This is a genomic window from Bacteroides sp. M10, assembly GCF_014334015.1.
In the GTDB taxonomy this organism is placed as follows: Bacteria; Bacteroidota; Bacteroidia; order Bacteroidales; family Bacteroidaceae; genus Bacteroides; species Bacteroides intestinigallinarum.
The window spans coordinates 3,583,807-3,604,392 of the sequence record NZ_CP060488.1 but is presented as its reverse complement, the minus strand read 5'-3'; the positions used below and the strand labels follow the sequence as shown (position 1 = coordinate 3,604,392).

At 41.0% G+C, this 20,586-nt stretch carries 9 protein-coding genes and 1 pseudogene; all 10 read right to left on the bottom strand.

Going from position 1 to position 20,586, the window contains the following annotated elements; translation table 11 throughout:
• Positions 1–35: 35 nt before the first annotated feature.
• The 10 genes and pseudogenes from H8796_RS12660 to H8796_RS12615 all read right to left on the bottom strand — a co-directional run bounded on the left by H8796_RS12660 (position 36) and on the right by H8796_RS12615 (position 20,550).
• Positions 36–1,970 carry a heparinase II/III family protein gene (locus H8796_RS12660; protein ID WP_117936598.1) on the bottom strand — a complete coding sequence of 645 codons (1,935 nt, stop codon included), beginning with the start codon at positions 1,968–1,970 and terminating at the stop codon, positions 36–38.
• Between the two features lie 326 nt (positions 1,971–2,296).
• Positions 2,297–3,388 carry a DNA polymerase IV gene (gene dinB / locus H8796_RS12655; RefSeq protein WP_117936596.1) on the bottom strand — a complete coding sequence of 364 codons (1,092 nt, stop codon included), beginning with the start codon at positions 3,386–3,388 and terminating at the stop codon, positions 2,297–2,299.
• 79 nt (positions 3,389–3,467) lie between these two features.
• A pseudogene (locus H8796_RS12650) lies at positions 3,468–5,915 on the bottom strand (glycoside hydrolase N-terminal domain-containing protein).
• A gap of 37 nt (positions 5,916–5,952) precedes the next feature.
• The gene (locus H8796_RS12645; protein ID WP_117936594.1) at positions 5,953–7,656 is read right to left on the bottom strand and encodes a glycoside hydrolase 43 family protein; all 1,704 of its coding nucleotides are present in this window, start codon (positions 7,654–7,656) and stop codon (positions 5,953–5,955) included.
• A 17-nt stretch (positions 7,657–7,673) separates the two neighbouring features.
• The gene (locus tag H8796_RS12640) at positions 7,674–9,983 is read right to left on the bottom strand and encodes a beta-galactosidase (RefSeq protein WP_117936592.1); all 2,310 of its coding nucleotides are present in this window, start codon (positions 9,981–9,983) and stop codon (positions 7,674–7,676) included.
• 17 nt (positions 9,984–10,000) lie between these two features.
• A complete protein-coding gene (locus H8796_RS12635; protein WP_117936590.1) occupies positions 10,001–10,528 on the bottom strand; it encodes an alpha-L-fucosidase C-terminal domain-containing protein in 528 nt (175 codons plus the stop codon).
• A gap of 17 nt (positions 10,529–10,545) precedes the next feature.
• Positions 10,546–13,341, bottom strand: coding sequence for a hypothetical protein (locus H8796_RS12630; protein WP_233530404.1), 2,796 nt, complete (start codon positions 13,339–13,341; stop codon positions 10,546–10,548).
• 150 nt (positions 13,342–13,491) lie between these two features.
• Positions 13,492–15,318: an IPT/TIG domain-containing protein gene (locus tag H8796_RS12625; protein ID WP_158570831.1), complete on the bottom strand. Its 1,827-nt coding sequence runs from the start codon at positions 15,316–15,318 to the stop codon at positions 13,492–13,494.
• Between the two features lie 25 nt (positions 15,319–15,343).
• The gene (locus H8796_RS12620; RefSeq protein ID WP_117936586.1) at positions 15,344–17,299 is read right to left on the bottom strand and encodes a RagB/SusD family nutrient uptake outer membrane protein; all 1,956 of its coding nucleotides are present in this window, start codon (positions 17,297–17,299) and stop codon (positions 15,344–15,346) included.
• 14 nt (positions 17,300–17,313) lie between these two features.
• The gene (locus H8796_RS12615; protein WP_117936644.1) at positions 17,314–20,550 is read right to left on the bottom strand and encodes a TonB-dependent receptor; all 3,237 of its coding nucleotides are present in this window, start codon (positions 20,548–20,550) and stop codon (positions 17,314–17,316) included.
• Positions 20,551–20,586 lie beyond the last annotated feature (36 nt).

Genomic DNA, 20,586 nt, shown 5'->3' with positions numbered 1-20,586 from the left:
TTTATTTTTTCTTGCTTAAAAAAATCTACTTCATCTTACTTCACTTGTTGGATCACAAATTCATATTTACCAGTCGCTTTCTTTTCTTCTGTCTTTAGTGTGATGCGGTAAATCTCCTTGCCCCATACGTTAGACAGGCGCGGGTCATCTAATTTGATTGTTTCCAGTTCTGCTTTAAATTGTGACGGATAGGTCATTTCCACCTTTTGTCCTTTCACTTCGATTCGGATTTTTCCTTCGGATGGGAAAGTAACATTGCCCCAGGTTAAGAAATTCAATTGATTAGGAGCAATAACCTCATTCAATGTGTAACTATCACCGATAATTAATTTATTATTATCAAGTGCGTAAGAGCGAATCCAACTTTTCACTTTCGCCTCTGCCGGATAAGCAGTAGCTATATCAGTAGAGAATGTACGTTTCTTCTCATTGCAAACTGTGTTTGTCGCTTTATACTCCTGACCGAATTTCTGCGGTACTCCGTTAATCATCGGCAAATTGTGATAATTGCTTTGCATGGTCCAGATAGTATAGCGGTCTTTACCGAACGTCTGTTTGGTATAGGTACCTACACCGGCATCAATAATCATGGGAATCGTATTCACGTATAGAGAGAAAGTTCCTACATCATTGTGATTATGACTTTCGTTATTAAATCCGCCTTTAGCGGCAACGAACATACCGTTCTTGTTCTTCATATAGCAGAACTCTGTTTCGGGATACCAGGTTACATCCGGCATATCGTGTTTCGGAGTTGCTTTTGCGAGTTCATTACAGCAAAGCAGAGACTGGAGAGAACGGAAAGCATCGTTGCCCATGTTAGCATACGGCTTTCTCCCATTCAGCAGGTAAGCGGCAAAATGCATCATTTCATCGCTGTTTACAGCTTTACCGAAACGATAAATTAATAAGGGATCACCCCCTCCTTGTGCCGATGCATCAGCAAAGTTCACCACCCAGCCATTGCCCACGTATGAGCGGGACATATATTCTCCCATCCGGCGAATCATCGGCTCATTAAACAGAGACAGTTTTCCACCTGTACCGTCGGAGAGTATCTGCAAATAGTCATAGAGTTTGCCGGCAGCATGTCCCCAGTAGGATGTACCTTCTTCACAGGCACCGTCGGACTTCACGAAATTGATAAATTTGTCGACTGATTGCATAGAGCGGTAAACGGCTTTTGCCAACTTGTCTTTATTGTTCTCCATCAGGAAGAAACATTGCAAGGCATTCGAGTTACACCAAGGATTCCAGTTGTTGATGATTTCCCCCGGTTTCCAGTTAAAAGCCATCCACCACATTTCATCGTCGTTCATATATGGATCGAGAATACGTTCTTTGATTGCCTTACGCATTTGTAAAGATACCACGGGATTAATTTTATCGAATGGTTTACGGAAGAAATAGTGCACCCAAGCCATTAAAGCTCCATATCCGCCTGAACCGAGGTCAATAATTTGTTCGCGGAAATCGGGCAGTGAACGTTTGCTGCTCTGGCGAGGTAAGTGTGCGGATAAAACCCATGAATTCATTTCACAGCTCATATATGCTCCGTTCAGTAGTTGGTCGATGAAGCGTCCTTTTCCTTCGGCCAGTTCGGCGAGCATCAAGGTGTTAAGTGCCTGGCGGTTGGCGTCATAAGGAACTTCCATCACTTTCCGGTTACCGCTACGTTCGTACTCCAAATAAGCAGTGGCAGGTATCAGTTGCCATTTATAGTCGAGGAGTTTTTCACCGGCTTCGATGAGGCGCTGTTTGTTAGGGCCCATCAACGAGTCCCAAGCGGCGCGATCTGTATAAGCAGGGTAAGGCACCCAAGCCTGTTTCATTACCAACACGTTTTTCAACGTAGTTTCGTCTGCCGCTTTCTGCAGCATATTGCGTTCGGTATATGCGTTTGCCTTGAAAGAAAGACTTCCCAAAGCTGCTACCAGAAAAACACAAAGCAAATGTTTCATTCGAGTCATGGTATTTTCATTCATTTAAGTATTGCAAAGATAGTGTATCTGATAAAAAATGAGGTGAGTAAATCATACGAACCTAATGACAAAAAAGTACATACTTCAAAATTTATACTCATAATTGCTTCATTTCAAGCTTTTAGGTTATAGAATAATCTATTTCACTCATATTTAAACAGAGATTTCATCTCAAAAATACAGAGATTTCGTTCCAAGAAAACAGAGGTGCTATTTTAGCAAAACAGAGGCTCTGTTTAAGGAAAATAGAGCCTCTGTTTATTCCAAATAAAGGCTCTATTTTGACATTCAGTTCTCTTCCCGTATTTCAGACCTTAATCCCAATCGCTAAATTCAAAACTCAACTGTTCCCAAACACCGTGTTGCTCATCGACTTCTTCTTTTGGATTGGAGACAGAAAGCCCGATGAGCCGGATCGGATGTTGTTCATATTCCACACTTTTAAGCAGTTCCTTGGCAAGTGGGAGTACACGGTCTAAGGTAGTCAGTTCCTGCGATTGAGTAAGGCTTCGGGTGATCTGGCTAAAATCATGAAACTTGATTTTCAAGGTAAGTGTGTTTCCCTTGAAGTCTTTTCGCTGAAGACGTTCAATCAGCTCTACTGCAACGTGATATAATTCGATTATGACCGATGAACGGGCCGAAATATCCCGTTCCAATGTACGTTCACAGCCGATAGATTTACGGATACGAATTGCTTCGACAGGACGTTCGTCAATTCCTCTCGAACATTCATAATACAGTGTACCTGCTTTTCCAAAATGACCTGTCAGCATTTCAAGAGAACATTTCCGTAGTTGAAGTCCGTTGTGGATACCCAGTAAATGCATCTTCTTGGCAGTCACAGGTCCCACTCCCCAGAAAGATTCAATAGGAAGACGGGCGATGAAATCAAGAGCTTGTTCCGGGTGAATAGTACATAGGCCGTCCGGTTTGCGATAGTCCGAAGCTATTTTAGCTAAAAATTTATTATAAGATACTCCGGCAGACGCAACAAGGTTGAGTTGCTCGCGAATCTTCTGCTTTATTTCCTTGGCTATATCCACAGCCAGAGAAATATCTTTCTTGTTTTCAGTAACATCCAGGAAAGCCTCATCCAGAGAGAGAGGTTCGATGAGGTCTGTATATTCGTGAAAAATCTCATGTATCTGGCGGGAAATAGATTTATAAACGTCCATCCTGCCGGATACGAAAATGAGTTGGGGACAAAGGCGTTTCGCCTTTTGGGAGGACATGGCCGAACGAACACCATAACGCCGGGCTTCATAGCTGGCAGCAGCCACAACTCCCCTCTCTTCAGCATGACCTACTGCCAAAGGTTTGCCACGAAGTTCAGGATTATCACGCTGTTCTACAGAGGCATAGAAGGCATCCATGTCGATATGTATAATCTTTCTCTGCGTCATTTATTCGGGGATTTATAGCAAACTTACTACAAATCTCCGAATAAATAAAATATATTTTATTGAGAATCTTTCTTGGGGGTTATATCCTCTCAAAACAATAACTTTTCCCTGGTTCAGTCATTACATCATACTCATACACTCTATATAACAAAGGATACTGCGGACAAATCTTTTTAGAGATAAGCGGTCTTTTTATTCGTTCCACCTGAAAAAACGGATTATTATTTTCGCCTTCTGCCTCACGCAAGCCTTTTCCCTTTAAAGGCACATAGGAGCGTAATCTAAGATTCCCACCCAAACGAGCATGTATAGTCGCCTTAGATAACTGCGCACCCTCTCATTTCATGTCTACAACAAAACCTCCACGAGCAACCAGTCCTTCTACACTACCTTCCTGCCAAGCATCCGGTAACGCCGGAAGCAATTGTACTGCATTGTCATGACTTTGCAGAAGCATCTCGGCAACTCCTGCCGTATAACCGAAATTCCCATCAATCTGGAAAGGGGGGTGTGCATCAAATAGATTCGGATATGTACGTCCATCAGACTTTCCCGGTTCTACCAGTACCAACATATTATTAATAATCTTAAAAGCACGATTACCATCCAAAAGCCTTGCCCACAAGTTTATTTTCCAGCCAATCGACCATCCTGTCGCTTGATCTCCCCGGTAAACTAAAGATTTTTTTGCAGCTTGAAATAACAGAGGATCTGCATAAGGAGATATCTGATTACCCGGATATAATCCAAAGAGATGAGATACATGTCTATGCTCACTCGTAGGATCGTCTACATCCTCCAGCCATTCCTGCAACTGATTGTATCTACCAATCTGCATGGGAGGCAAGCGTTCAATCATTTTTTGCAAACGTTCGGCATAACCAGCATCTTCCTTCAACGTTTTACAAGCCTGCAAAGTATTAGAAAAAAGATCGAAAACAATCTGATTATCCATCGTGCAGCCAGCCACAGTAGAAGGCGCATTCTTCTTTTCATCTCCTTCCGGTCCATGCTCCGGTGAGTTGGACGGACAAGTCACCATCCATCCGTATTTAGGGTGTTCAACCAGAAAATGAAGAAAGAAATCAGAAGCTCCTTTCATGATGGGATAGGCTTCCTTTAAGAAAGTCTTATCACCAGTAAAAAGATAATGTTGCCATAAATGCTGGCACAACCATGCACCTCCATTAGGCCACATTCCCCAAAATGCTTTATCCACAAGTCCTGTGCAACGCCATATATCGGTATTATGATGTAACACCCAACCATCACAACCATACATTGTACGCGCTGTTTCTCTCCCTGTTTCCGACAATTCTTTTAACATCTGCATCAATGGCAAATGTGTCTCACTCAAATTAGTAATTTCAGCCGGCCAATAATTCATCTCCAGATTGATATTTACTGTATATTTTCCATCCCAGGGTGCCAATAAATTATCATTCCATATTCCTTGCAGATTGGCAGGTTGCCCTCCCGGTTGAGAAGAGGATATTAACAAATAACGACCATATTGAAACATTAAAGTAGCCAATGCCACATCTTTCCCTTCATTGAAATGTTTTACCCGTAAATACGTTTCCCTTTTTGCTTCTTCCGAAGTCCCCAAATCCAACTTTACACGGTTAAATTGATTCTGATAATAAGCTATATGTTCTTCACGTGCTTGCTCATAGTTTTTCTTACAGGCACTATCTAAATAAGATTTAGACTTTCTGTGTGCATCTCCGCTCACATCCTTATAATTCACAAAATTAGTTGCCGCAGAAATATAAAGAGTTACAGCATTGGCTCCATTCACAAGAATATTTTTATCTGTAACCACTACCCGACCTCCTTCATTTTTTATTTCGGTCTGTGTTTCGACACGAATAGCACCAGCTACACCTTCATGATCAGTTCCTTTCCCAGATAATATAAGCCTTTTTCCCGACTTACGGACTTCATGTTGTAAAGGAGATTTATAAGAAGCTGTAAATGATAAAGCCCCCGGTTTGTTTGCGGTCAATCGAACTATAATCACATTATCTGTAAAGGAAGTGAAAACTTCCCGGTTATAAGTCACTTCTCCTACTTTATAACGCGTAGTTGCTATTGCCCTTTCGATATCCAAGTCACGATAATACTCCGTAGTTTTCTCATGTCCGGGAAAGTTTAGCAACAAACTACCGATCGTTTGATAAGGCATACCATTACGCGGAGTTTCAAAATTTTGTGCTACCACTTCCTGTGCCTCCCGATAACGCTCCTCAAACACCAACTGTCTGATTTGAGGCAATGCAGCCAAAGCTTTAGGATTATCATTACGGTGAGGCCCTCCCCCCCACACTGTTTCCTCATTCAACTGAAGTTCCTCAGCACCTGTACCACCATAAACCATCACTCCCAACCGGGAATTTCCTAAAGGTAATGCTTCAGTCCAAACCGTAGCGGGACGACTATACCATAATTTCAAATCATCAGCGGATATGTTCAATGAACACACCACACACACCAATGCTATACAAATCTTATCTAATCTTACCATAGAAATATCCTCATTAGTCAACTATTAAGCTTTACCTTTATTTATTAGAAACTTGGTAATGAAACCAATCTACATCTATAAAACCAGATTCTCCCAAATCATTATAAGTGAAAATACCTATCATATCCCCCCGGAAATTTGCAGATGTCATCGGATACTTGCTACCTAAATGATAGAATGTCATACCATCCCAACTATACTGAAAATCGGCTTTAGCGTCCACTCCCATGGAAGTACGGAGATAAATACTATCTTGACCAGACGGAAAAGCTTCACCCTCCACAATATGTCCATTCATTCCAAACTCCAAACAGAGGTCATTCCCCCGTTTAACCACCCCAATAGAAGCATATGTTTTACCACCATTAAAATGAGCCAATCCCGCCTTCTGCCCACTAGCCATTCCCCCAACTTCCATCTTTACAGTAACGGATGTAGAATCGCTATGCATATAGCGCTGGTTTATCGTATTACCAGCCTTAAAGAAACCCTTTCCTCCAACTGTAGGGAAAGCGTATAACCGTAAATACCCGGCACGTTCTGTCAAAGACCATTTTTTATTATCTGGAACATGATTCCACATCCATTGCGGATGTAGCACCGATTTCGTAAATTCATCACTTCCTTGCGGAAGGGAAATAGAAAATCCCATAATAGGTTTAGGCAATTGCCAACCCATTTTCCCTTCCATATTTTTCACCTCAACACCTATCACCGGCCAATCATCTATCCATGTCACCGGTAATAAATGCGGAGGACGGCCGCAAGCGTAATCACGAGTAAATTGCCCTATCCAAAACCACCTACCGTCAGATGTATCTACATATCCTCCCTGACCAGGTATGCGCAAATTTTCACGACTCTTTACTTTTTCTACTGCAAACACCTCATACTTACCTGGCTGTCCCGGCCTTCCCGGTGTACCGTCAGGAAGTGTACCATAAAGATGACGTGACCGGAATACATAAGTGCCTTCTCCAAGTCCTTTATCAGTAAACTCAATATGCTGCAAATAATAATAACCATTTCGCTTAAATATGCGGTTTCCCTCACTGGAATGATACGGTGAAATCACTGTACCTCCATCAGGATATTGATATAAGAAATTCTTTTTATCCATGTGAGCGGAATCTGCATCCAATAAAGTTGTTCCATCTTCAGACATTTGGAAAATGTAACTATACCAATACTCTCTTCCAGGATGACTACTTACCAAATAAGCTTTTCCGTCATCATCCCAAAAAGGGCAGGGATCAGACCAACGAGTCACCCGTAAAGGTCGGCCGTATTTATCTTTTACAAATTGAGTTTTCCAAGGACCTTTCGGATTATCAGCCGTAGCCATATAAAAACCATCTGTATATAGATTTACATAAATATAGAACTGATTATGATGATAACTAATAGTTGGAGCATAAGCACCACCATTATAACGTTCCATGCGCTTCGCGCTATAAGCCGAATCGACCGTCACTAAATCAGTCAATGCCGCCCCTATAGTAGTCCAGTTCACTAAATCCTTTGAATGTAAGACGCTAACTCCAGGATAACTTTCAAATGTAGAAGCTACCAAGTAGTAATCATCACCTACCCGAATCGGATCAGGATCACTATAGTCAGCAGCTATCACAGGATTGCGGAAAGTACCGTCTCCCTGATCTCCCCAACGTCCAGTAACTTGAGCACTCATAGTTTCCCCTAAAACAGCAATTATCAGAAAAAAGAAATTAAGTTTCATCATGATATGATTTTGATTTATTACTCACTACTTTCCGCCACCCAAGTGACAGGTATAATTTCAGCCCTTTGTATATCAACGCCATCACTTGTAGGGCGTAAACTGACAACCAAACGATTTTCACCTCCCATATTCAGCCAACACTCGGGAATATAGTATTCACGTTGGGGACCTTTCTGCCAACAACGACCGATACAGTGTCCGTTTATATAGATAAAACCATTTCCTGAATGTTCCAAACGAAGATGATAAGGGAACCACACTCCATGAGGCTGTTCTGGTAAAGTAAATGAATATGAATACCATGACAAAAGCGATTCATTCAATTTAGAAGTCCCTACAGGCACTTTTTCCTGCAATAGAATCCCTTTTGACAAGTTAAGTCCGCGCTCATTTTCCGTATATGCATACTCCAAAGTAAGATCCTTACTACCGCATCTTACATAGTCTATTCCTATGCCCCAGTAATCTTCTACTATTTTTTTTGTATGGTGATGCAAGCCTTTACTTTCAAAAAGTATGATTACTTCAGTCTTCCTATTTACAGCAGAATCTCCCGGTAGTTGATAGAATACATTGTATGCATCTTCTTTCAATGCAGGCAGTATCTTTCCCTGAACAGACACCAGCACTTCATCTGCATCCGTACCGTTTATCAGTCTATGTCCAATACGCCCTACTTCAAGCAATTTTCCTTGCGGAGCATAAGTACGATAATACACTAAATGACGTCCGTAAATGCCATCGTGATCAATGTATTCTCCTTTCTTCAACTTCATCCAACGAGTGGGGAGCGGATCAGCCATCCGCATATCAAGCGTCAGTTTGATAGTATCCGCTTCAACTACCGGACGAGATTTCGTATCAGGAAGTTTCGGTAACCAATCACCCTGACTGCTACCTGAAGGCAGATAATAAATCATTGCTCCAAACGGTTCCAATGAAAAATCAAAAGTGAAATCGGAAGTCTGTATGGTACCAAAATGATGACGGGTATGCTCCTCTGTTCTCACAAAATAATACCGGTCACCATTGGAAGTCTTGCGTAATGCCAACTTCACATCCGGATCAGTAGAAACATACTCTACAGGAAGCACATCAGCACGGGCAATTCTAGTACCATGTTCTTTCAGTAAATGCGCTAATCCCTGAAAACGACGATAACGCTCATTAGTCGAACCGTTTTCAGCAATGGCAGCTGCATAATCATAGGTAGTAGTCATTTGTCTGGCTCCCCAATCATCAAAGTTAGTACCACCTACAGTCATGTAATAGTTAATCCCACAAAAACCACGCTGCAGTGCATACAAGGTAATATTCTGCGTTTGTATCGGCATTAAACCATCCTGTTCCCAACTTAGTTTTCCTCCCACTTCACTCATCCATCCACCTTGCAATTCTCCCGAAATTAACGGTTTGCCGGGTTGGGTACGTAACTGTTGATTAATCAAACGACCGAAATTCTTCTCTATTTCCCAACGCGGGTAACTATTTACCATATCTACCACGCCGTTAAGAACACCCTCCTTCACATTACGGGCTTCATCCGTCCAGCAAGTTATAACCGGAATATCTATTTCATATTTACGAACAATTTGCGTAAGTTGGATCAAATAGTCTTTCTTGGCCTCTTTCGGAAACCATTTAATTCGATTAAATTCATTCTCCACCTGGAAAAAGATGACACCTGTATGCCCCCTCTCCTTCCGCGTTAATTGGTGCGGTGCCACTACACGGCATACAGCTCTGTACCAATGCTCATTCCAACGCATAAATTCAGGATCATTACTTTGTAACCAAGTATCGAAAGTGGTCTTTGCAGGTTTCTTTTGCATAATCCATTGCGGGAAACCACCTCCACTCCATTCTGCACAAATATAAGGCCCGGGACGGACAATCACATAAAGTCCGAAATCTTCCGCCATTTTCAGAAAGTCATCCAGTTCCTTCATGTCCAAACAGGATTCATCCTGCGGTGAACGAGGCATTTTCCGTTCATGCCAGTTCCAGGGAATGTATGTCTCCACACAGTTAAAACCACCATCTTTCAACTTTCTAAAACGATCCGGCCACAAAGGTTGAGGCACACGAAAATAATGGAACGCAGCACTAAACAGGAACACGTCCTTCCCTTCAATCTGTATACATTGCCGGTCATAACGGATTCTATCCGGATGAACAAACACTGAATCATCTATGGACGATACTTGCGTACCGTTTCCAATGAAAGTGTCTGCCATTCGATCATTCATAACAGCTAGGTCTGTTATATTTTGAGCTGACATAAACATGGGCAGAAATCCGAACAAACAAGTTATATACTTTTTCATACACACTACAACATATATCATTTTATTGTCAAAATCTTAAGAATCAATGAAAACAAGTTCGGTCTCGTTTCAGGAAGCTCTACAATCACCCCCTCATCTGTCTGACTATATTCAAGGAGATGATCATAACTTAGCAACTCAACTTTGTCGACAACATTTTCAGCCAAACGATTTCCTGCTGACAGCGATTTCACTACAACTTTCCGATTCTGCGGCCAAGCCATCACGTGTGAATATAAAAAAACTTCTTTCTTCACAAAACGAATATCCTGCGCTGTATAAGGCTGATGTTTTCCTTCATTAAATCCCTGACCTTTCAACGGAATTACAGCCTCTGCCGCCGGACTTTCACCAAAGACTTCCCATGGACGAGTTCCATATACTCCCTCCCTATTTACTGCCATCCAAGAAGCAATATCTTTCAAAATTGCTTCTTCTTTTTCATCAATGGAACCATTACCACGCAATGGAACACTAAGAAGCAAATTTCCATATATTGCCTGAATACCTTCTCCCATTGCACATAACAGTCTATTTTTTTTCATGTTTTTTAAGAGCCTTATTATTTAACTTTTACACTTTCCCTTGAATGACAAATCCACTCCCCATCTCTCCATTCCAGCCAAGCATCAAAAGGCTTTCCCTCACCAAGAGAAACTTCCAAACCATCCATGCTGAACGAGTATCCGTTTCCTATATACAATGAAACAAGCCGTCCTTTCTCCATTGTTGCAACACAGTAGGTACCTATAAACCGGATACCCATATACTTCACTTCTGTTTTTTCATTCACCGAATGAATGATATGGTCCACTTTGTCTTTCTTGAAATATTCGACTGACAGCTTGGCTACACCTTTTTGTTTTGAAGTCTTGCCTGTATAGACCGAATGAATTTGAGCCTTTTCTCCGTTGCCGTATGGCTCATACACTGCTATAAAAGGATGATCCCAAGCTTCACTTTTTTGCCTTACCAATAATGCCGGTACAGGAAGCGTACGTAAAGACGGTTCATAATAACGATGATTGAACAGAGAGTTCAGTTGATAAACGGTTCTTCCCTTACCTGCCGGCATAAACATCCTCATATGAGTATCATCTATACCCAGATGATAGTCTACATAAAAGTTGTCAGGATTCTCGCAGCTACCCAATGTCGTGAAATAAGAATATCCTTTACCGGACAACGAATCCAAGGGAGAAGCAGACATCGGCATCGGTTGCCCCGACGAAAGGAAGAATTCGGAACCGGTACCCATATTATGATAAATATAGTCATGGTAACGGTCTTCTCCATCCGTTACGTCCGACCGGAATATGTCTACATAATAGCCTGTGTGTGGTGAAGTACGGATAATAGAAAGCATACGGCGTTGTTCCGCCTTGATTTCCGAAGTATAGAAATGATTGGCTGCATCTACATACTGGTGATAGGGTGATACCTCGTAGTCAGGAGCTTTTCCATCAACGACGACAGGTTCGGCATGTACAATTTCCAGATTCTGCGGCATGTTATTGTCCGCACCTTTTCCGTTCGGACTCACGGTATTGTGTCCAGCTACGTTGATTTTATATTCATGTGTATCCGCCCCCCAATAATCCTGACCTACACCTTGATCTGGTGCCAAAATATGTCCACGCCCATACAACTCCATATTCATGCCATTAGGTTGCCTGTGCCCGGTATCCTTGCCAAATCCCATCAAAGTAAAAGCCAAAGCATCCTTCGGATCGGGTGCATTATTGCGACCGAATATTAAAGAATATGTTTCCGAATAGGATGTACGCGCCAATTGAGGAGCACTATCAGTACGAGGGATTTCGGGCAAATAGAAAAACAACGCATAATAGAATTCATTGTGCAAGTTCCGTTGTGGGGCATATTTCATCCATTCTGCACATTTTCTTTCTTGCAAACTATCCTTCTTATCGTGCCAATATGCCATCATAAGTTCCAGTTGTTCGGTATTCATGGTAGCATATGTAGCATCACCAAAGTTAGTAACATAACCATTGGGAAACAACATTTGTGTCATTGAACCCGAGGCTTTGCTCAACAAAGGATCTTTGGACAAAAAATCAAGACCATTTTTATAATATATGAAGCCGAAACGTACCAATTGACCAATAGAACCTTGCCCGTATCCGCCCGGAGCTTCAGGCCACAATCCGGTAGTAGGACTGATGTTGGCACGCAGCACATCGAGATAAGCCCCATGATGTTCCGTAGTAGGGCCGTAAACCAGTTTGTTTACATAATAAGCACGTCCCTTGCCGTCCTGGTAAGTGGAATCCTCGTCAAGCGCCAAGGCATAAAGCATGGCAGATTGCTGTTCATTCATGTTCCAGTTGCCTTTCAGTCCTCCCCCACGGTTCAGTTTGTTTTCTATCAAACGCTTGAACATCTTCTCGAAACAGCCTAAAGCCCATTCTTTTCCTTCGGGATGAGGAGGTGCCCACATCTCACCATCAATGCCTTTGACAAATTGTTCCGAATCAAAATACTCTTGCCGTAGATAATCGTAAATCATGTCGTATGCCAATGGAAGAGTAGCGAAATGGCGGGTATCACCTAAAGTCTCGAAAGAAAGGTAGCCATTGAAACTTCCCTCTTTATGATTTTGTTCCCAACCCGGATTAAGTTGTTCTTGTTGTGCTGCACCACGAACAAAATTCCACAAGATGTCGGCAGCCAGTTTGGCGTATTTCTTATCTTCCGTCAAGTAATACAAGATAGACGATTTCCAAGCCAACTGAATGAAAGCCCGGTTCACGGTTTCCGTTCCAAGTCCGGTCTTAGTGAACGGAACGGTATCATATGGAGTTTCATTGCCTAAATCCGATAATTTATTGTTCGATGATTCAGTCAGCTTCACAATGCCAAGATTCGTACTGACAGGTTTGGTCAGCGAACCATCCCCGTAAGGAATAATTTTGTCCAGTGGGGCCAAAGGCACGGAGTTGCTGGCGGCACGTCCATAAGTCACTCTGACAGTCGGGTATTTGGCATTGCCCTCCCTACGTGTCACGTAGTTTCCTTCTGTATAGAAATGTGTATAGCGTTTTCCTGGTTCCCAATGCATCTGCATACGAGAAACCACGTATCCGGGATTATCCTGGTGCATAGCAATGATTGGATCCACATCGGCTTTCAGCGCCTCATAAATGTCTCTTGCCCAGTTCACCAATTCTATTTTCGCCTGAATAGCTTGTTTGTCGTCCATCGTAACAAATATGCGGGGATGCGTATTCGTGCGAAAATCTTTTTCGCTAATGGCCGACTGTGCAAATGCCATCCACACATCCAACAACAGGAAGATGGAAAAGAGATAAAAATATTTATTCCTTATATGAACCATGGTATTTCTTTTTCGATTAAAATCACACTTTACCATTATTATTGATAACGTAAAAAACAAAGAGCGCATCATTTCGTCTGTGACTCCGGATGCGCTCTCCCATCTTTAAAATATATGTGATTTAATACTTAAACAGTTATCCTTCATTCATCAATTGCCCGGCTTCACAATATCAAACGCTCCGGAAGGGTTGCCTTCAAGTGCTTTAAGGTCATCAAAACGGATGGTGATGTCTACTTTGTTGGATACATACAGTCCGAATTTGCAACCCAAAGCATCATAAGTTCCGTTATAACCAGCACATTCCGGGTTATTTCCGGTATCGTCCAAAGTATCATCATCAATCCAATGCGCGAAACCAAAATTGCAATTACCAGAATCGTATACAGGTGAGCCCTCGGTCATATCATCGCCGATCCATGCTTTCAAACGACCTTTATTGTTCCGACCAACTTTGAAATAAACCACCACCGAGTACCATTTGTTAACCTCGAGTTTACCAACAGTTCCTACTACCGGATCGACCAATGCATGACGATGCGAAAGTTTCAAAGTTCCCTGATCAATGGAAAGATGCCCCGCCCAACTATTGCGGCAACCTTGATTGAAAATTTGCGCTATAATGATGCCGCTCTCGTTCATTGGAAATGAATTTTCGGGCAGGAAAAACTTAAACCCGTACCATCCTTCGGTTGTTGTCTTGAAATTACAAGTCACTTCGGCTCCTCGACGCATACGACGGTCATCCTCCAAAAGAGCTTTATAGTTGTAATAAAATTCCAAATATTTATCTACAATCTTAATATAATTGGGTTCCCAAGCCCATGCGTCTGTAAAAGGAAGATAGGATGTGCCCGAATTGAAATCATGTTTATAAATTACATAATCCACACCTGGTTTAACCCCATTTACTGGTGTTTGATTTTGATCTGCAGATAAAGTCAATCCGATTTCACCGACGTTTCCAACCCAAGTTGTTCCCACTTGCAGGAATGTGATTTTCAGATAATAGGTTTTGCCTTCTTCAAGATAGAATGCTCCCCATTGGTCTTTCCAATTGGTTGCCCATGAGCCGGTATTTTTCATTGCATGGGTTAAAGTCTCGTTCAATGCAGCAGTTTTCAAGGTATTCAGGTTATCACCGATATTAACGTTCAGCGAACTTCCATCTTTCGTCGTTCCTGTCATCAGATATACATCGAACAATCCGGTTGCAGGTGCATCAAACTGATATATGACATAAGCACCATCCTTAGTACTTCCAATTCCACCTTCTTCAATGGTTATTGTTCCGCTTGTTTCTAAATAGTTGATGAGCGGTAAATTCAAATCTCCAACTAACGGCAATTCGGGACCACTAACCTTTTGATAACCATCAAAATCAATAGTAATAACACCACCTTTTGCATCTGTAGGTACTGTTACGGTAACTGAAGTAGCTGTTAAAGCATCAGCAGTGGCCTTAGTAATTCCCTCTTCAGCGCAGAATTCAACAATAACATCCTGAGCAGTAACCCCTTTATCAATGAAATATTGGAAATTCTTTCCATTTATCGTAATCTGCGAACCAGGAAAAGTGGGACTCGGATTGATTGAAGTAATCTCGGCACCAGGAACACAAATAAATTCATCGGTTGTTTCTGTATGATTCTTCCAGACCCACAGAGTAATGTTACCGGTAAGCCCTTTCTGCGGTACTCGTACTTTAATCTCATTATCCGACCAGCTTTCATAGTCAGTAGCCTCGACACCTCCGAAATACACACGTCCCACACGCTCTGTACGTTCTGTTCCAAAATTAGCCCCCTTTATCGTCACCACACTAGTTGGAAGACCTTCGCTTGGAAAAAACTCGGAGATTACAGGAACTGGATATTTATTCGATCCATTTTTATCATCGTCTGAACATGCAGTTCCTATGAAAGTGCTCGAAAGTAACAGAACACAAATCATTATAGAATTAAATAGCTTTTTCATATTCATTTTTTATTAATTACATTCATTACCACTGCGGATTCTGCAATAACTGCGGATTCAACTTTATCTCATCTGTAGGAATAGGTTGCAAATAATTCTTCTTTGAAAATTTTCTATTAACCTTCTTTTCTACAATCACACACCCTGGTTCGGTTGGAGTATATGCAGGATCTTCATAAGTAATAGTTTCTTGTTCTATATTATCAGCAGTCCAAACACTGGATTTGAAAACATCTTCGTTTGTTACAGGATTTTTCATTGTAACCAAATATGTATTAGTATCTTCGTAGCTTATGTAGACACCACATTTTTCTGTCCCAAAAACTTGTTCCGCAATTCCCCAACGGCATACATCTGCAATACGTAAGCCTTCAGCATACAACTCCAAAGCACGTTCACGACGAATCTCTCCTAAATAAGACATATCACATCCTAATGATCTTGCCTTAGCTATCAAAGCAGCATTCAGAGGAGCCACTCCACCACGGGCACGAACTAAATTTAAAGACTTATTCAAATCCTCATCAGAGATAGTACCATTACCCAACTCGCAAGTAGCTTCAGCATAAATTAAATATATTTCAGCTAAACGTATTAACATACAATCCATTGCTTCCTGCCCAGCATCGGTTATGGTAGACAATTCCGAACAGAATTTCCGTCCACGAGTTCCTGAAGCTGTATTAGTCGTCAAATTAGGACAATATTGATACTGATTGGCAGACAAAGAAGTTATATCTGTCATATAATCTGCACCAGTACCATATTTCCCCCAACCCCAAACATAATCCAATGTCTTAGGATGACAGGCTGTCAGCCGATAATCACGGTTTTCAAATTCCGTATTCATATCAATATACCCTTTAAATAAAGGAGATACATGAACAGGCAAACCATCAGTACACAAATACATATCAATTAATTTACGTGTCATCTTAGCTGGTTCCGCATGCGTCAGATTCATATTACTCTTCCTATTCGTATGATCATAGACAGCACGAAAAATTGCTTCTTTATTATTAGCCTTACTCAGTCCGGCAGGATTAGAGTCACTACCTTCCAAGTTAAATAGATAAAAGTAACTCTTATGTGCATACAAATCCGGATTAGCCGAATTAGGCACATTCTCTACCCCTAAAAACAATTCAAATGTCTCACTAGTGATAATCTCATCAGAAAGAGTTTTGGCCATGGTTAAAAAGTCGGCCACAGAAGGGTATCCTTCAGGGATGACCGTTCCAGCACCGCTTTTTACACCATCCCCATTGGTAGGATCAGCCGCACCTATACCATTATATTTTTCCCAAGTACCTTCATATAAACAAACACGTGCCTTAAAAGCTTTTGCAGCTTCAATTGTTACATGACCATCATTTGAAGTCGAAGACACCGTCGTGCTTCTCAAGTTTAAAATAGCTGTGTCCAAATCATCCAAAATAGCTTTTATAACTTCATATCGAGATGCCCTCTTGCCCCATACCACATCTGAAGAGACATCGGGAGTACTCATCATCAATGGTATTCCACCAAAACGTTGTAACAAAAAGAAATGATGCCATGCACGAAAGAAATGAGCTTGCCCAACCGGACCTGCTATTTCATCAGGGTTAGAATAAGAGGCGCCTTTCTCAATCAATTGGTTACAACCACGTAACCATTCATACGATTGAGAATAATAATCATCAGAAGTGCCGGCTGCATTTGTTCCATTCACTGCATCGTGAGAAACTGTAATCAAATCTGTCCCATAATCAAAACGAATGGCATAAGTGTTATTTGCACTACCTTTCTTTCCATTGGACTGCCATGCGTAAATATTAGTATGAAGATTATCAGCAGCAGCTTGAAATTGTTCCAAGTTTTGGAAAAAAATCGCTTCTGTTTCAGAATCCAAAGGTTTCAAATTCAAAAAGTCACTTATGCAACTTGTAGTTACCATCGACCCCAATAATAAGGTATATATAATTTTATTCATTTTCATAATGCGTATATATTTTAAAATGTAAGATCAATACCAAAAGACACTGTACGTGCATAACAATCAACTTTACCCTGCCCTGTGGCAGCCTGTGCTTCAGGGTCAAATCCATCGGCTACATGTGTCAATTCAAATAAATTGTCTGCTGATAGATAAAGGCGTAAATTCTCCACTCCTATCCTCTTCATCCATGTCTTAGGCAATGTGTAACCCAATACGATATTTTTCAGACGGGCATACCAGACATTCATCACATTGATATCGTTATATTGACTATAATTCCAATCGTTTATCGAACCATTGAATGATAACAACGGAAAGCGGGCACCGGTATTTTCTTCTGTCCATGTATTACTAAGATAGGTTTTGTTTTGATTCATCCACCAGCTAACGAAAGGACCACGCATATTACCCTCGCGGATGAGGTTCTGTTTGCCCACTCCTTGAACAAATGCTGAAAAATCAAAACCTTTATATTTAGCTCCCAAATTAATTCCAAACTGATAATGCGGATTAGAATCACCATAATAATAAAGATCATCCGCTGTGATTGCTCCACTCCCATCCAAATCGACTTTCTTTACGCATCCGGGACGCAATTGATTGTTACTGTTTTGAGTCGGAGCTAAAGTTCCGGCTTTATTAATTGTTTCATAATATGCAGCAACTTCATCCTCTGTTTGCAAATAACCATTTGTTTTGAATACATAAATTGAATTGATGGGCTTTCCCTCTACAATCTTATTCTTTCCGTAAGTAATAGCTGCAGCACCTTCATAATTTGTTACTTCAGTACGCGAATCAGACAAGCTAAAACCGACATTATAAGTAAAATCTTGTCCTATTCTATCATTCCAGTTCAACTGTAATTCCCAACCATTAGCACGATAGCCTCCTGCATTTGTTTTAGGGGCTGTCGCTCCCAACGTTGTAGGGTAAGTGACAGAAATCAGCATATCGTTATTCTTACGAATATAGTATTCAAAAGTACCACTAAGACGGTTATTTAGAACAGCAAAATCTACTGCAAGATTAGTGGTAGCCACACGTTCCCAAGTTCTATCCTTTGAGGTCATAGACGAAATCCATGCTGTGTTCACTTTAGTGCCGTCAAAGCCAAATACTGTACTTCCTTTACTAATTGTTGAATAATAATCATATTGACCGATACCTCCTTGCGAACCGGTCTCTCCATAAGATGCACGCAACTTCAGATTGTCAAACACATTCCAGTTCTTTACAAAATCAAATTCAGAGAAGCGTATTCCGGCTGAAAGACCATAAAAATTAGCCCAACGGTTATCTTTTGAAAATCTGGAAGAACCATCACGACGGAATAATCCTTCTAACAAATAAATCCCTTTATAATCATAATTCAAACGCCCAATCCAAGAAATCATTCCTACTTCATTTCTACCTCCGGTAGCTTCAGCAGTAGTGACGTCTCCTAAATTAATATCATCTAGTTCATCATTGGCCATTCCCTTACGGTATTGGTAATATTTCTCATATCGTGTTTTTTCACCTGTCAAACCTGCCATTAATGAAAGATTATGGTCTCCAAAAGTTCGATTATAGTTTAACAAAGCATTATAAGTCTGATAAAACGTATCTTCTAGTGTGTTTTTTACCCAACAATCATCATTTGACGATTGGGAATGAATTGAACCTGATCCTTGCGAATAATCAGGATAACCATCAATAGAAGTCGTTTCACCTGCCCAGTCATAAAGAGTAACATGAGTCTGACGCTCTATCTTCTTATGATGACGAATACGGAAATTTGCAGAAGTCTGGAAAGATAATCCCTTCACATACTTATTGAAGTCCAATGTCAATTTTCCTCCTAAACGCATGATTTCTTCCGTATTATTGTTACGCCCTCCTTCTACCATTTTGGCTACAAGATTATTATTTCCAAAAGTATCATAAAATTGGCCGTATTCATTGTAAATAGGAAACAAATACATATCTTGCAAACCATTTCCTACACCTTGCTGTGGACTGCTAGTGTTACGTTTGTCATAGGACACATTGAATTCCGTTTTTATCATGTCACTGACTTTATAATCAAGATTCGTACGGAAATTATACTTTTTCTGTCCATCGTATGCCACATCTATCAAAGATCGGTCATTGGCATATCCCAAAGAAGTCATCACTTTCACTTTGTCATTCCCCCCACTGACCATTACATTATGAGATTGTCCCCAAGTAGTTCCATAAACCTCGTCAAATTGATCAGCATAAGGATCCAATATCTTATAGGCGCCATTTACCATACCTTCAATATATTCACCATTGGCTAGCGAACGCCACGTTTCTTCCGACCATCCTAACTTCCAACCATACGTATGATCTGCACCATATTTATAGTCATTCTCCACAGCCATATTATGCATTTGCGCCCATTCTTGCCCATTAGCAACCGGATAACGTTTTCCTACAATATTAGCATGTACACTTCCCGAATAAGTGACTTTGATTTTTCCTTCTTTACCACGTTTAGTCGTTACCAGGATAACACCACCGGCAGCTTTAGTTCCATAAATTGCAGCTGCTGCATCTTTCAATACAGATATGCTTTCAACATCATTTGGATTAATCTGAGAAAGTTCCCATTCATAAGCCTCTACTCCATCAATAATGATCATCGGATTATTGGCATCATCATTCACAGAGATACCTCCACGTAATGTTATTGAAGTACCTTCATTTCCCGGACGGGAAGAAGTACGCGTTATTGTCAGACCAGGAATGGTACCCTGTAGCGCAGAAGCCACACTCTGTGTAGATTTTCCGGCAAGTACTTCATCTCCTTTTACTTGAGTAACAGAACCTGAAAGAGTCGCTTTCTTTTGAACTCCATACCCAACAACCACTATCTCATCCAGCATTTCGGAGTCTTCTTTCAATACAATTTTCAGTGGCTTTCCTGTTATATTCACTTCTTGTGTTTGAAAACCCACATACGAAATGATCAACACCCCTCTAGATACATTATTCAATGTAAAATTACCATCTATATCAGTAATAACTCCATTGGTAGTCCCTTTCACAGAAATACTGGCTCCAATAACAGGTTCACCTTTCTCATCTATCACTTGTCCCTTTACATAACCTGATTGCAGAATAGCCTGAACGTCTCTCACCTCTGAAAAAACCATTTGAGGACTTCCGACACATAGCGCGGATGCCATCATCATAGAATATAAAACTCTTTTGGGTGAGAATCTAAGAAAATCATTTTCCATAAATTCCAATTTAAAATTAACACTATAGTTTATTAT